The organism is Saccharopolyspora mangrovi, from assembly GCF_035320975.1.
GTDB lineage: Bacteria > Actinomycetota > Actinomycetes > Mycobacteriales > Pseudonocardiaceae > Saccharopolyspora > Saccharopolyspora mangrovi.
Genome location: NZ_JAWLNX010000030.1, coordinates 82,177 through 95,686, shown reverse-complemented (window position 1 = coordinate 95,686; position 13,510 = coordinate 82,177). Strand labels below are relative to the sequence as shown.

Sequence of the window (13,510 nt, the reverse complement as noted above, 5' to 3'; positions counted from 1 at the left end):
CGTCAGGTGGGGCAGAAGTTCGCTCGGGAGATCTTCTTCCTCGGGCGTCCCTACACCGCTGAGCAGGCCCATCAGATGGGGATGGTCAACGAGGTCGTCCCGCACGCCGAGCTGGAGGCCACCGCGTTGCAGTGGTCCCGGGAGATCAACGGCAAGTCCCCGACGGCGCAGCGCATGCTCAAGTACGCGTTCAACGCCATCGACGACGGGCTCGTCGGCCAGCAGCTCTTCGCCGGTGAGACCACCCGGCTGGCCTACATGACCGACGAAGCCGTCGAGGGCAGGGACGCCTTCCTGCACAAACGCGACCCCGACTGGTCCGCCTTCCCCTGGTACTTCTGAGGGGCACTGGGAGTACCCGGTACAGCCGGCACTCCCGCGCCCGCGACACGCTGCTTAGCGTCGGTGTCATCCCCGAACTGCGAGGAGGACCCGAGAAATGCACACGCGCACGCTCGGTCAGGGACTGGAGGTCTCGGCGATCGGTCTGGGCTGCATGGGCATGTCCCAGAGCTACGGCCCCAACCCGGGAGACCGCGACGACATGATCGGCGTGATCCGGTACGCCGTCGAGGAGGCGGGCGTCGACTTCTTCGACACCGCCGAGGTCTACGGGCCCTACGTCAACGAGGAGCTGGTGGGCGAGGCGCTGCGCCCGCTGCGGGACCGCGTCGTGATCGCCACCAAGTTCGGGTGGGAGATCCAGGGCGGGAAGATGGTGGGCACGAACTCCCGGCCGGAGCAGATCCGCCGGGTCGCCGACGAGTCGCTGCGACGGCTGGGCATCGACGTGATCGACCTGTTCTACCAGCACCGGGTGGACCCGGAGGTGCCGATCGAGGACGTCGCCGGGACCGTCGCCGAGCTGGTCGAGGCCGGCAAGGTCCGGCACTTCGGGCTGTCGGAGGCGGGGGCGGGCACGATCCGTCGCGCGCACGCCGTGCACCCCGTGACCGCGGTGCAGAGCGAGTACTCGTTGTGGACCCGCGATCCCGAGCCCGAGGTGCTGCCGACCTGCGGCGAGCTCGGGATCGGGTTCGTGCCGTTCAGCCCGCTCGGCAAGGGCTTCCTGACCGGCACGGTCAGCACCTCCGAGTTCGCCGAGGGCGACATCCGCAACACCATCCCGCGTTTCGAGGCCGACAACCTCGACGCCAACCAGGCGCTGGTCGGCCAGGTCCGCTCCCTGGCGGAGGCCAAGGGCAGCACTCCGGGTCAGATCGCCCTCGCGTGGCTGCTGGCCCGGCAGCCGTGGATCGTCCCGATCCCGGGCACCCGCCGCCGCGAGCGCATCGCCGAGAACACCGGCGCCGCCCAGGTGGCCCTCTCCGCGGACGAGGTCGCGCACCTCAACACCCTCGCCGCCCGCACCGGGGTTCGAGGCGACCGCTACAACCCAGCAGGCATGTCGATGGTCGGCCTCTGACCCCGACGCCTCGGGGCGGTTGCCACCCAAGACGACAATGGTTGTCATTTTCGTGTACGTTGGGTGGTGGTCGTCCAGGAGGAGGTTCAGGATCGTGAAGGTGCGCAAGTCGTTGCGGTCGTTGAAGCAGAAGCCGGGGGCGCAGGTGATCCGGCGGCACGGCAAGACGTTCGTGATCAACAAGAAGAACCCGCGCTACAAGGCCCGGCAGGGTTGAGGAGGGGGCGGCCATGACGCGGCTGGGGAAGATCGGCACGCGGGACGCGTTCGACGCCGCTGCGGCGGACTTCGCCGCGCTCGGCCGCCACCTCTGGGAGCCCATCGGCGCCGACGCGGTCTCGGTGGCCAGCCCGCAGCCCGGTGAGCGGGTGCTCGACGCCTGCTGCGGCACCGGTGCCTCGGCGATCCCGACGGCCGCGCGCGTGGGCTCCGGCGGCCTCGTCGACGCCGTCGACATCTCGGGCCCGATGGTCGCCGAGCTGCGCGAACGCGCCGCCGGCCTGCCGCAGTTGCACGCGCACGAAGCCGACGTCACGGCGTGGGGCGGCGCGCGGTACGACCTCGTCCAGTCGGTCTTGGGGGTCTTCTTCTTCCCCGACATGAAGGCCGGGACCAGGCACCTCATCGGCGCGGCCAGGCCGGGCGGGCGGGTCGCGCTCACCATCTGGCGCCGTGGCGCGATGGACCCGGCGGGCCGGCAGCTGGCCCTCGCGGTCGCCGACGTGACCGGAACCGAACCGCCGGGCGAGCGGCCGAAGCGCCCGGGCGATCGCGTCAACCAGCCGGAGTCGTTCTCCGCTTGGTTGAGCGCTCTTGGTCTGTCCGAAGTGGACGTCTTGGTTCGCGAGCGGACGCTGTCGATGGCCCCCGAGGTCGCCTGGCTGCTGGTCACCGGCTCCGGCTATCGCGGCGTCCTCAGCGAGCTGGGTCCGGACGAGGTCGACCGAGTCCGGGAGCGCTACCTCGCCCGCCTCGACGAGACCGGCCTGACCGACCTCGACACCACCACGCTGGTGGGCACGGGCATCACCGCCTGACCAGACGCATCACGTAGGGATCGGCGCCCGTGCAGTGGTCGTGGGGCTGGTAGAAATCGGGATCGGACTCGCGGATCAACTTCGGGGTCCGCTCGACCTTCGTCGGGAACGCGGTCAGCCGCGCCACGGATCCGAGCGGCAGGTCGGTTCGAACCACCTCACCCCAGTGGTCTTCTTCTGCTCTCTCCTGGTGGAGCCGGAGCGGAACCACCGTCTCGCGCACGATCTGTCGCAGGTATTCGTGCCGGTCCTGGGGGTCCGACACCATGTCGGTTCGCAAGGTCACGGTCATCTGTCGATCACTTCCGGCCCGAACGGCGTCTCGGTTGCCAGATTCTCCCACGAAAGAGAACTCCGGTGTTCGGCTTTTCGGGGTGGCTTCGAGTGGTTTCGGGGTGGGGGGCGAGGTGTTAATTTAGCGATCGATAAGGACATCGGGTTCTTGGTCGGTGGAGGTCGTGTGAGCACAGTGGACAGTGGCACCGTCGTGGTCGACCGGCGTGGACCGGTGCTGACGTTGACCTTGAACCGGCCGGAGCGCAAGAACGCCATCGACGGCCCCACCTGGGGTTGCTTGTTCGACGAGCTCCGGGCCGCTGAGCTGGACGAGGGCGTGCGGGCCGTGGTGCTGACCGGGGCCGGTGGGGACTTCTGCGCGGGTGCCGACCTCTCCGCCGGGCGCGATGGGCACCCGCTGCCCCGGATGCACCGGATCAACGACGTCGCGCTGGCGCTGCACGAGCTGTCCAAGCCGGTGATCGCCAAGGTGCGCGGCGTGGCGGTGGGAGCGGGCTGGAACCTGGCGCTGGGCTGCGACCTGGTGGTGTCGAGCCCGGACGCGCGGTTCTCCCAGATCTTCGCCAAGCGCGGTCTGTCGCTGGACTTCGGGGGTTCCTGGCTGCTGCCGCGCGTGGTCGGGCTGCAGCAGGCCAAGCGGCTGGCGCTGCTCGGCGAGATCATCGGTGCCGAGGAGGCGCGCGAGCTCGGGCTGGTGACCTGGGTGAAGGACGACGGCGAGCTGGACGGCGTCGTCGACGACCTCGCCGACCGGCTCGCCGCGGGGGCCTCGGTGGCGATCTCACAGAGCAAGGCGATGCTCAACGCCGCAGGTCAGCAGACCTTCCGCGAGGCGCTGGAGGGCGAGGCGCGAGCGCAGAGCATCAACTTCGCCACCGCTGACGCGCCCGCCGCGTTCCGGGCGTTCAAGAGCAAGACCGAGCCGGAGTTCACCGGCGAGTGGCTGATCGACTGACGTCCTCTTGTGCCGCCGTGCACGGGTGCTTATCGTCGCTGAACGGGCGCTAAGGAGGCTGCATGGACTTCTCGCTGCCCAGTGAGCTCGTCGCACTGCTCGGTGAGCTCGACGAGTTCATCGAGTCCGAGATCGTCCCGCTGCAGCGGCAGGACGACAACGAGCGCTTCTTCGACCACCGGCGGGAGTTCGCGCGCACCGACTTCGAAGCCGGCGGCACCCCGCGACCCGAGTGGGAAGCGTTGCTGCGCGAGATGGCGCGCCGCGCCGATGCCGCGGGGTGGCTGCGCTACGGGCTGCCCGAGGAGGTCGGCGGCGGGGGCGGCGGCAACTTCGAGATGGCCGTGATCCGCGAACACCTCGCGGCCAAAGGCCTTGGCCTGCACAACGACCTGCAGAACGAGGCGTCGGTCGTCGGCAACTTCTCGGTCGTGCACATGATGCTGGAGTTCGGCAGCGGAGCGCAGCGGCAGGAGTTCCTGCAGCCGATGCTCACCGGCGATGCCCGCCTCGGTTTCGGGCTCACCGAACCCGACCACGGCAGCGACGCCACCTGGCTGGAGACCACCGCCGTCCGCGACGGCGACGACTGGATCATCAACGGCGGCAAGCGGTTCAACTCCGGCATGCACTCCGCCACCCACGACGTGGTCTTCGCCCGCACTTCCGGCGAGCCCGGCGACGCGCGGGGGATCAGCGCGTTCATCGTGCCGACCGGCACCCCGGGTTTCTCGGTGGACTTCCACTGGTGGACCTTCAACATGCCCACCGACCACGCCGAGGTGACGCTGCGCGACGTCCGCGTTCCCGGCTCGGCGATGTTCGGAGCGGAGGGCGCCGGGCTGGAGCTGGCGCAGTGCTTCGTGCACGAGAATCGCATCCGGCAGGCCGCGTCCGGTGTCGGAGCGGCGCAGTTCTGCATCGACCGCAGCGTCGAGCACGCCCGGGAACGCGTCACGTTCGGTCAGCCGCTGGCGCGCAGGCAGGCCATCCAGTGGCCGCTGGTGGAGTTGCAGACCGAGGCCGAGCTGGTGCGCGGGCTGGTGCGCAAGACCGCGTGGGAGATGGACCGGCGGCCGAACTTCGAGATCAGCGACAAGGTCTCGATGTGCAACTTCCGGGCGAACCGCCTGGTGTGCGACGCGGCGGACCGGGCGATCCAGGTGCACGGCGGGCTCGGTTACACCCGGCACACGCCGTTCGAGCACATCTACCGGCACCACCGCCGCTACCGGATCACCGAAGGCGCCGAAGAGGTGCAGGTGCGCAAGGTCGCGGCCTATCTGTTCGGCTTCGCCGGCCCGGGAAAGCGCGCATGAGCTCCGCGGAACTCGGCGACCTCCTGGCCGCGCGGCTCACCGAGCTCCGCGACCAGAACCCGGATTACCGCCGTATTCAGGACCCGGATTACGGCGGTATTCAGGATCCGGATTACGGCGGTATTCAGGATCCGGATTACGGCGGTATTCAGGACACGGATTACGGCGGTAATCGGGACACGGATTACGGCGGTTCTCGGGAAGCGGACTACTGCGGTGATCGGGACACGGATTGCCGCAGTAATCAGGACACGGATTACCGCCGTAATCGGGGCACGAACTACGGCGGTGATCGGGACGCGGACTACGGCAGTAATCAGGACACGGACTCCGGCCGTAATCGGGACGCGGATTACCGCCGTAATCGGGGTGCGGATTACGGCGGTGATCCGGGTTCCGGCCCGGTGCGGGTGACGCGGTTGGAGCAGGCCAGCGGTGGGGCGAGCCGGGAGACGTGGTTCGTCGAGCTCGACACCGCCGAACGCCTGGTGTTGCGCCGCGATCCGCCCGGACTGGCGCGCCCGGAGGGCATGGCCCGCGAGGCGGTGGTGCTCGACGCCGCAGCGCAGGCCGGGGTCCCGGTGCCGGAGCTGGTCGACTACGACACCGACGAGACCGTGGTCGGCTCGCCCTACGTGCTCACCCGCCACGTCGACGGCGAGACGATCCCGCGACGCCTGCTGCGCGACGAGGAGTACGCGACAGCGCGCCGCGGACTCGCCCGCGAGCTCGGGCGCGCCGCCGCGCGCATCCACCGCATCCCGGTGCCCGACGGGTTCCCGGAACCCGACCCGCTGGAGCAGCTCGTCTCCGACTACGACGCGCTCGGCGACCCGATCCCCGCTGTGGAGATCGCCTTCCGCTGGCTGCGGGACAACCGGCCGACCGAGTCGGGACGAGCCCTGGTGCACGGCGACTTCCGCAACGGCAACCTCATCGTCGACGAGACCGGGCTGCGCGCGGTGCTGGACTGGGAACTGGTGCACGCCGGTGACCCGATGGAGGATCTGGGCTGGTTGTGCACCAACGCCTGGCGGTTCGGCTCGCCGCTGCCGGTGGGCGGGTTCGGCGGGCGCGACGAGCTGTTCGACGGGTACGCCGAGGTCGCGGGCGTGCGCCCGGACCCGGACGTGGTGCGCTGGTGGGAGGTCTTCGGCACCACCAAGTGGGGAGTGATCTGTCGGTCCCAAGCCGAGCAGCACCTCAGCGGCGCGCACCCGTCGGTGGAGCTGGCCGCGATCGGCCGCAGGGTGTGCGAGCAGGAGCACGACCTGCTCGTCGCGCTCGGCGTTCCCGAGCCGGGGGCTCCGCAGCAGGTGGTGAGCGAGGCCTCGGACCTGCACGGTCGCCCGACCGCGGCCGAACTCGTCGCGGCGGCGCGGGATTTCCTGCGCGAGGAGGTCCTGGCCGGTGCTGAGGGCCGAATGCGGTTCCAATCCCTGGTGACCGCCAACGTGCTGTCCACTGTGGAACGCGAACTGCGGCTCGGTGCCGAGCAGGAGCGCCGGCACCGCGACGGGCTCGGTGCGCTCGGCCTCACCGGTCGCGCCGCCCTGGCCGCGGCGCTGCGGGCGGGCGAGATCGACGCGTGGGAGCAAGACGTGGCCGCGCTGCTGTGGTCGGAGGTGCTGGACCGGCTCGCGGTCGCCAACCCGAAGCACACCGAGGCGAGGACCAGGGGAGGCAACGGTGCCTGATGAGCTGCGCGAACGCCTGCTGAACGAACTCACCGGACCCGGCGGCGACTTCGAGATGACCGACGCCGCCGTGCGCGGCGTCCCCATGCGCGTCTACGCGAAACCGCTGCGGACGCTGCGGGAGGCAGCGCTGCTCAGCGCCTTCCACGGCGACAAGGACTTCCTCATCTACGAGGACCAGCGGTGGACCTTCACCGAGCACCACCGGCTGGTCTGCGGCCTGGCGCGAGCGCTGCGCGAGGAGTACGGCCTGACCAGCGGCGATCGCGTGGCCATCGCGATGCGCAACTTCCCGGAGTGGTCGCCGGTCTTCTGGGCCGTCCAGGTCGCCGGACTCGTCGCGGTCCCGCTCAACGCCTGGTGGGGCGAGGACGAACTGCGCTACGGCATGACCGACAGCGGCGCGAAGCTCGTCTTCGCCGACCCCGAACGCGCCGCCCTCCTCGATCGAGACGTCCCGGTCGTCGAGGCGCGCGGCGGCGAACCCGGACCCGGTGTGCGGGCGTGGTCGGACCTCGTCACGAGCTTCCCGGCCGACGCGCAGCCGCCGGAGGTCGCCGTCGACCCCGATGACGACGCGACGATCCTCTACACCTCCGGCACCACCGGACGCCCCAAGGGCGCGGTCGGCACGCACCGCAACCACGTGACGAACCTGCTCAACACCGTCGTCAACCGCAAGATCGCCATGGCCGTCGACAACGGCGGCACCTTCCCGGAACCCGCCCCGGACGATCCGCAGCCCGGGGCGCTGCTGACCTTCCCGATGTTCCACATCGCCGGCATCACCGTGCTGTGCTTCGCCACGCTCGCCGGCGCCAAGCTCGCCACGATGTACCGCTGGGACCGCGAGCAGGCCGAGAAGCTCATCCTCGACAACGACCTGACCACCGCCGCCGGGGTGCCCACGGTGATGCGCGACCTCGTCGAGAACAGCGAGACCGTGCGCGGACTGGACGGCGTGACGATGGGCGGCGCGCCGATCCCGCCGGACCTGGTGCAGCGCATCGGCGGGCTCGGCAGCAGCGCGGCCAGCGGGTACGGGCTGACCGAGACGACCTCCACGGTCGTGGGCAACTCCGGCGAGGACTACCAGGAGCACTCCGACAGCGTCGGGCAGCTCGTGCCGGGTGCGGAGATCCGCGTCGTCGACCCGGCCACCGGTGACGACCTCGGTGAGGGCGAGATCGGCGAGCTGTGGTTCCGGGGCCCCAGCGTCGTGCGCGGCTACTGGAACCTGCCGGAGGCCACCGCGGAGGCCTTCACCGACGGCTGGTTCCGCACCGGCGACCTCGGCCACGTCCGGGACGGCTGGGTGTACGTGGTGGACCGGCTCAAGGACGTCGTGATCCGGGGCGGTGAGAACGTCTACTGCGCCGAGGTCGAGGCAGCGCTGCACGAGCACCCGGCGGTCGCCGACGTCGCCGTGATCGGGCTCCCGCACCGCACCCTCGGCGAGGAGGTCTGCGCCGTGGTGAACCTGAAAGGGCCCGTGGACCTGGAACAGCTGCGCGCTCACGTCGGGAAGCGATTGGCGGGGTTCAAGGTTCCGGCGTACGTGGTGGTGCACGAGGAACCGCTGCCGCGCACCCCGACCGGCAAGGTCCTCAAGCGTCGGCTCCGAGAGCAGATCGTGCAGCAGGGGTGAGTGCGGTGGAACTGCCAGGCATCGAACGCGACGCGGTCACGCGCTGGTTGGCCGAGCGCGGCGTGCCCGCACCGGTGGAGTTCTCGCTGGTCGCCGGTGGGAGGTCGAACCTGACCTACCGGGTCACCGGCGCCGACGGGGAGGTGCGCGCGCTGCGCCGGCCACCGACCGGGGGAGTGCTGAGCACCGCGCACGACATGAGCCGCGAGTGGCGGTTCATCTCCGCGCTGCACGACACCGACGTCCCGGTGCCCGAACCCATCGCGTACTGCGACGACGTCGAGGTCACCGGTGCCACCTTCTACGTGATGGACTTCGTCGACGGCACGGTGCTCGCCGACCGCGACTCGGCTGCCGGGTTTTCGCTCCCGGCGCGGAACCGAGCCGGGACGGCGACCGTGGAGTGCATGGCCGCCCTGCACAACCTCGACCCGAACGCCGTCGGTCTCGGCGACGTCGCCCGCCGCGACGGCTACCTGCAGCGGCAGCTCCGGCGCTGGCAGAAGCAGGTGCACGTCTCCGGGGCGCCCGACCTCGCGGTGCTCGACGAGGTGCACGACGCGCTGGCCGCCAACGTCCCGGAGCAGAGCACCGGCATCGTGCACGGCGATTTCCGGCCCGGGAACCTCTCCTACGGAGCCGGCGGCGAGGTCCTGGCGGTCTTCGACTGGGAACTGGCCACCCTCGGCGAACCCCTGGCCGACCTCGGTTGGCTGGTCGCGACCTGGGAGGAGCCCGGCGACGACCTCGCCCCCGTCACCCCGGGGCCCACGGCCGAACCCGGGTTCCCGACCCGCGAGGAACTCATCGCCCGCTACGCCGAGCTCACCGACCGCGACCTCTCCGACCTGCCGTTCTACGTGGCGTTCCAGCGCTGGCGCTCGTGCTGCATCACCGCAGGAGTCCGCGCCCGCTACCAAGCCGGCCACATGGGCGACGACGGCTACGACGCAACGGCCAGGGCGGACACCGAACAACGCCAAGCCGAACTCGCCTGGCAAGCGGTGAACGACCTGGGGCTGGTCTAGCCGGACCGCCACCGCGATCAGGCGAGGGACTCGCGGACCGAACGTGGAAGCTCCTGCAGGAGCGCCGGTTCGAGCGTCATCGCGCGGAACGCGAGCGCGAGCGTGACGCCGTGGCCGGGGCGGTGGACGATCTCGACGGGGTCGCCGGCGCGGACGTCTCCGGGCTGGACCACGCGCAGGTACGCTCCCGGTTTCGCCGCCCGCATGAAACGCTGGATCCACCCGTCGCGCCCCATCCAGCCCTGGAAGGTCGCGCAGGGGATCCGCGGGCACGACACCTCCAGGACGACATCCCGGCCGATGCGCCACCGCTCGCCGATGAGCGCACCGCTCACGTCGAGACCGCAGGTGGTGAGGTTCTCGCCGAAAGTGCCGTTGGCGAGCTGTTCGTCGAGTTCGTCCTGCCACGCGTCGAGGTCCTCGCGGGCGTAGGCGTGGACGGCCTGGTCGGGGCCTCCGTGGTGCTGGACGTCGTAAGCGCGATCGCCCGCGAGTCCGACCTCCCCGGTGCCCTGGGGGCCGGGCGCGCGGACCGCCACCGGCCCGCCAACGGGCTGCTTGTCGATGCCGGTGGTGCGGACGCTCTTCCAACGGTTGGGTCGAGGCCGACCGACGTTGACGGACAGCACCTCCATGCGCCGACCGTACGGCCGAGCCGACCTCGATGCGACAGATTTTCAGCTCGCTCGACGATCGCCCATCAAGTGCCGGCTGAAGAACCGGTTGCCGGACTCACCTTCGAAGGCCGGGACGCCGGTGTGCCCGCCCATGTTGGCGTGCAGCGTCTTCTCCGGGGATCCGAAGGTGTCGAACAGGTCCAGCGCCTGCTGCCGGTCGTTCCCCTCGTCGTCCCACTGCAGCAGGACCTGCAACGGGATCGCGACCTGCCGCGCTTCCTCGAACGTGGTGCAGGGCACGAAACTCCCGGCGAACAGCAGGGCGGCGGCGATGCGCGGTTCGACCACCGCCAGCCGGACGCCGATGGCGATGACGCCTCCGGAATACCCGATCGGGCCCTCGATCTCGGGCAGCGGGAGGAGTGCGTCCAGGACGGCCTGCCATTCCGGGACGGCCTGGGAGACCAGCGGTAGGACGAGGCGGTCGACGATCTCGTCGACGGGCTCACCGGTCGCCAACGCCCGGCGCAGATCGGCACGAGCTTCCTCGGCGGCAGCGGCGCGGGGCCGATCACCGCTCCCGGGGAGCTCGATGGTCGCCGCCGTGAACCCCGCGGCCACCGAGTGCCGAGCCCGCTCCACCAGTCGCGGATGCATCGTGCGCAGGCCGCCGGGGTGTCCGATCAGGATCAGCGGACCGGCCCCGGATTCGGGCGTCCACAGGATGCCCGGAATCTCATCGAGGGAGAACTCGCGCTCGACAACACCGCCGTCGAGGCGTCGCTCAGAAGTGAATCTCATGGTCGTACCTCTCGGGAGAACCCATCACCGGCGCTCCCGGACGACCTACAGCCCGACCGTGACTCCGAAGAGGAGCACCCACGTCACAACACCCACGGGTACCACCCCCTCATCTCGAGCACGGTCCCGCACACCGTAGCGGCGTCGAGATGACGAGCCAACTGATTTTCGGGGGCCCTCAACTCCTCCAATCCGTGCCCCGGAGACCTAGGGATATTGATCACGGCTATTTCTGACCAAAACTGCCCGATGGCAACGTACGTCGTCACGTTCGCCGCTGGGATGCCCGATGCGCACTTCCCGGTCCTCGACCAGAACCCCTGAGGTTCCCAGGGGTGTGACCCGGATGCTCCCGGGCTTGACGTGTGTTGCCCTTCTCCTCATGGGGAACCTCGTGATGCGCGTGTTCGACATGGCGTTCGGTCGTCCGCAGGGCTGGATGGGCCGGGCGGGTGGCGCTCTGATGGCGCTCCTCAACGTGGAGCAGGAGCGCTGGGGCGTCAGCAGGGCTGCGGTCCGGCCGGGCGAGCGGGTGCTGGTCGTCGGCCACGGCCCCGGGGTGGGGCTGCACCTGTGCGGCGACGCTGTTGGCCCGGGCGGTCACGTCGTCGGGGTCGATCCGTCCGCGCCCATGCACGAGATGGCGGCGTCGCGATGCGCGAGGCAGGTCGATGCCGGCCTGGTCGAGTTGCGCGAGGGCTCCGCGGAGTGGACCGGCTGCGCGGACGCCTCGATGGACGCGGTGATCTCGGTGAACAACGTGATGCTGTGGGACCGCCCGGCGGGATTCGCCGAGCTGCACCGGGTCCTGCGCCCGAACGGACGCCTGGTGATCACGGTCCACCGGCACGTCCTGGACGTGACCCCGGAAACCGTGCAGCACGACGCAGAAGAGGCCGGATTCCACGGGATCGAACTCACCGCCCGCCCGCGACGCTTCAACAGCCCCGCCATCGAACTGGTCGCACACCGCTGACCACCGGCGCGCAGCGAGAGGGGAGTGGCCCTGAGGTTCCTCAGACCGTGGCGGTTTCGTCGGGTTGTTCGACTTGTGGTGCTCGGTGCTTGGGGTGGTCTGGTGGCATCAGGAACGCCAGGACGACGAGGGCTGCTGCGATGAGCACCAGCAGGCCGAAGACGATGTGCAGGGCGGACATCAGGCCTGGTCCTGCCGGGGTTCCGTCGGGGGAGACCGTGGTGAGGGCGTTGACGATGGCGCCGCAGACCGCCACGCCCACGGCCGAGCCCAGCGAGCGGGCGAACATGTTGACGCCGGTGACCGCGCCGCGCTCGCTGAACGCGGCCGAGGACTGCGAGGCGATCAGCGTGGGCACCGCGGTCAGGCCCATGCCGATGCCGACCACGAACGTGAAGGCCCCGACCGCGAACACCGACGACCGCTCGCCCAGCAGCAGCGTCAGCGCGGTGCCGACCAGCACGAACGACGAACCGATCATCGCCGTGTACCGGAACCCGAGCGCCAGGTAGACGCGGCCGGCGTTGGTCGCCGCCAGCGGCCAGCCGACCGTCATGGCGGCCAGCGCGAAACCGGCGATCAGCGGCCCGAGGCCGAGCACGCCCTGGGCGTAGATCGGCACGTAGGTGGACAGGCCCAGCACGATGACGCCCACCAGCAGCGAGACGGCCGTGGGCACGCCCACCACGCGCCGCCGCAGCAGGCGCAGGTTCAGGATCGGGTGCGACGTGCGCAGCGCGTGCGCGGCGAACGCCGCGAGCAGCAGCACCGCCACGACGAAGATCAGCACCGACGGCACCGACATCCACGCCCAGCTGGTGCCGCCGTCGAGCAGACCGAGGAGCACGAGCGTGCTGCCGCCGGTCAGCAGCGCGGCACCGAGGTAGTCGATCGGTTCCCGGTCACCTTCGCGCGCCGACTCGTGGTACTTCAGCAGCAGCATCGCCCCGGCCGCGAAGCACAGCGGCAGGTTGATCCAGAAGATCCAGCGCCAGCTGAGGAACTGGCTGAACACCCCGCCCAGCGTCGGGCCGACCACCGACGAGATCGCCCACACCGAGGCCAGGTAGCCCTGCGTCTTCGCGCGTTCCTGCAGCGTGTAGATGTCGGCGGCGATCGTCAGCGACACCGGCATCACCGCACCCGCGCCCAGCCCCTGCAGCACGCGACCGACGATCAGCGCGGGCATCGACCAGGCCGCACCGCACAGCACCGAGCCGACCAGGAAGAACCCGACGCCGGCGAGCATCAGCCGCTTGCGGCCGAGCAAGTCGGCGAGCCTGCCGAACAGCGGCGTGCTGACTGCCTGCGCGAGCAGGTACGCCGAGAACAGCCACGGCACCTGCGCGAAACTGCCGAGATCGCGGGCGATCGTGGACGAAGCGGTGGCGATGATCGTCGCGTCCAGCGCCACCAGGGCGGTGGACAGCATCAGGGCGAGCAGGATCGGGCCGCGCTCGGAGCGCAGCCCCACACCGGAAGACGAAGCGGGCACGACACCAGAAGGTACCTGGACCCGGAATTATTCCGGGTCCTGCGCACGTGCCCGACTTTTCCTGGTTTTCCCGAGATTTCCGGGAAATGCGCAGTTCCGGTCGAAACCGCCCGGGCACGACGGGTTTTGATCATGGCCCCGAACTGCCCGTTGCCGCTGGCGAACGCGCGCGATGCGGTTCGGGTATCGGCTGATGCCGAACCGATGTTGGACT

General features: G+C 70.2%; 14 protein-coding genes. 10 read left to right on the top strand and 4 right to left on the bottom strand.

What is annotated here, in order from left to right; genetic code table 11:
• From R4I43_RS29970 to R4I43_RS29955, 4 genes are all read left to right on the top strand, one after another.
• A partial coding sequence (locus tag R4I43_RS29970; RefSeq protein ID WP_324267801.1) for an enoyl-CoA hydratase-related protein occupies positions 1–342 on the top strand: 342 nt, incomplete at its 5' end.
• Between the two features lie 97 nt (positions 343–439).
• Entirely contained in the window at positions 440–1,426 is a 987-nt protein-coding gene (locus R4I43_RS29965) for an aldo/keto reductase (RefSeq protein ID WP_324269059.1), read from the top strand.
• Between the two features lie 94 nt (positions 1,427–1,520).
• Positions 1,521–1,643, top strand: coding sequence for a type B 50S ribosomal protein L36 (ykgO, locus tag R4I43_RS29960; RefSeq protein ID WP_093416249.1), 123 nt, complete (start codon positions 1,521–1,523; stop codon positions 1,641–1,643).
• A 13-nt stretch (positions 1,644–1,656) separates the two neighbouring features.
• On the top strand, positions 1,657–2,463 hold the full coding sequence (locus tag R4I43_RS29955; RefSeq protein WP_324269058.1) for a class I SAM-dependent methyltransferase: 807 nt from the start codon (positions 1,657–1,659) through the stop codon (positions 2,461–2,463).
• Here the strand turns inward: R4I43_RS29955 and R4I43_RS29950 are convergent.
• Complete coding sequence (locus tag R4I43_RS29950; RefSeq protein ID WP_324269057.1) at positions 2,453–2,755, bottom strand: hypothetical protein; 303 nt, start codon at positions 2,753–2,755, stop codon at positions 2,453–2,455. The two genes, R4I43_RS29955 and R4I43_RS29950, sit on opposite strands and share 11 nt — an antisense overlap.
• Before the next feature lie 168 nt (positions 2,756–2,923).
• On the opposite strand from R4I43_RS29950, the gene R4I43_RS29945 reads away from it, so the two are divergent.
• The 5 genes from R4I43_RS29945 to R4I43_RS29925 all read left to right on the top strand — a co-directional run bounded on the left by R4I43_RS29945 (position 2,924) and on the right by R4I43_RS29925 (position 9,407).
• The gene (locus tag R4I43_RS29945; RefSeq protein WP_324269056.1) at positions 2,924–3,715 is read left to right on the top strand and encodes an enoyl-CoA hydratase/isomerase family protein; all 792 of its coding nucleotides are present in this window, start codon (positions 2,924–2,926) and stop codon (positions 3,713–3,715) included.
• A gap of 62 nt (positions 3,716–3,777) precedes the next feature.
• Positions 3,778–5,034 carry an acyl-CoA dehydrogenase family protein gene (locus R4I43_RS29940; RefSeq protein ID WP_324269055.1) on the top strand — a complete coding sequence of 419 codons (1,257 nt, stop codon included), beginning with the start codon at positions 3,778–3,780 and terminating at the stop codon, positions 5,032–5,034.
• Positions 5,031–6,731: a phosphotransferase family protein gene (locus R4I43_RS29935; RefSeq protein ID WP_324269054.1), complete on the top strand. Its 1,701-nt coding sequence runs from the start codon at positions 5,031–5,033 to the stop codon at positions 6,729–6,731. The genes R4I43_RS29940 and R4I43_RS29935 overlap by 4 nt, the downstream gene beginning before the upstream one ends.
• On the top strand, positions 6,724–8,379 hold the full coding sequence (locus tag R4I43_RS29930; RefSeq protein WP_324269053.1) for a class I adenylate-forming enzyme family protein: 1,656 nt from the start codon (positions 6,724–6,726) through the stop codon (positions 8,377–8,379). The genes R4I43_RS29935 and R4I43_RS29930 overlap by 8 nt, the downstream gene beginning before the upstream one ends.
• Before the next feature lie 5 nt (positions 8,380–8,384).
• Positions 8,385–9,407 (top strand): phosphotransferase family protein, encoded by a 1,023-nt coding sequence (locus R4I43_RS29925; RefSeq protein WP_324269052.1) that lies wholly within the window; start codon positions 8,385–8,387, stop codon positions 9,405–9,407.
• 17 nt (positions 9,408–9,424) lie between these two features.
• On the opposite strand, the gene R4I43_RS29920 is transcribed toward R4I43_RS29925, so the two are convergent.
• Both R4I43_RS29920 and R4I43_RS29915 read right to left on the bottom strand, forming a co-directional pair.
• Positions 9,425–10,042, bottom strand: coding sequence for an MOSC domain-containing protein (locus tag R4I43_RS29920; protein WP_324269051.1), 618 nt, complete (start codon positions 10,040–10,042; stop codon positions 9,425–9,427).
• A 42-nt stretch (positions 10,043–10,084) separates the two neighbouring features.
• On the bottom strand, positions 10,085–10,825 hold the full coding sequence (locus tag R4I43_RS29915) for a dienelactone hydrolase family protein (RefSeq protein WP_324269050.1): 741 nt from the start codon (positions 10,823–10,825) through the stop codon (positions 10,085–10,087).
• A gap of 382 nt (positions 10,826–11,207) precedes the next feature.
• Here R4I43_RS29915 and R4I43_RS29910 point away from each other — a divergent pair, with 382 nt between their 5' ends.
• The gene (locus R4I43_RS29910; RefSeq protein ID WP_324269049.1) at positions 11,208–11,801 is read left to right on the top strand and encodes a class I SAM-dependent methyltransferase; all 594 of its coding nucleotides are present in this window, start codon (positions 11,208–11,210) and stop codon (positions 11,799–11,801) included.
• A 40-nt stretch (positions 11,802–11,841) separates the two neighbouring features.
• Here R4I43_RS29910 and R4I43_RS29905 read toward each other — a convergent pair whose 3' ends face one another.
• The gene (locus tag R4I43_RS29905; RefSeq protein WP_324269048.1) at positions 11,842–13,296 is read right to left on the bottom strand and encodes an MDR family MFS transporter; all 1,455 of its coding nucleotides are present in this window, start codon (positions 13,294–13,296) and stop codon (positions 11,842–11,844) included.
• Positions 13,297–13,510: the final 214 nt, after the last annotated feature.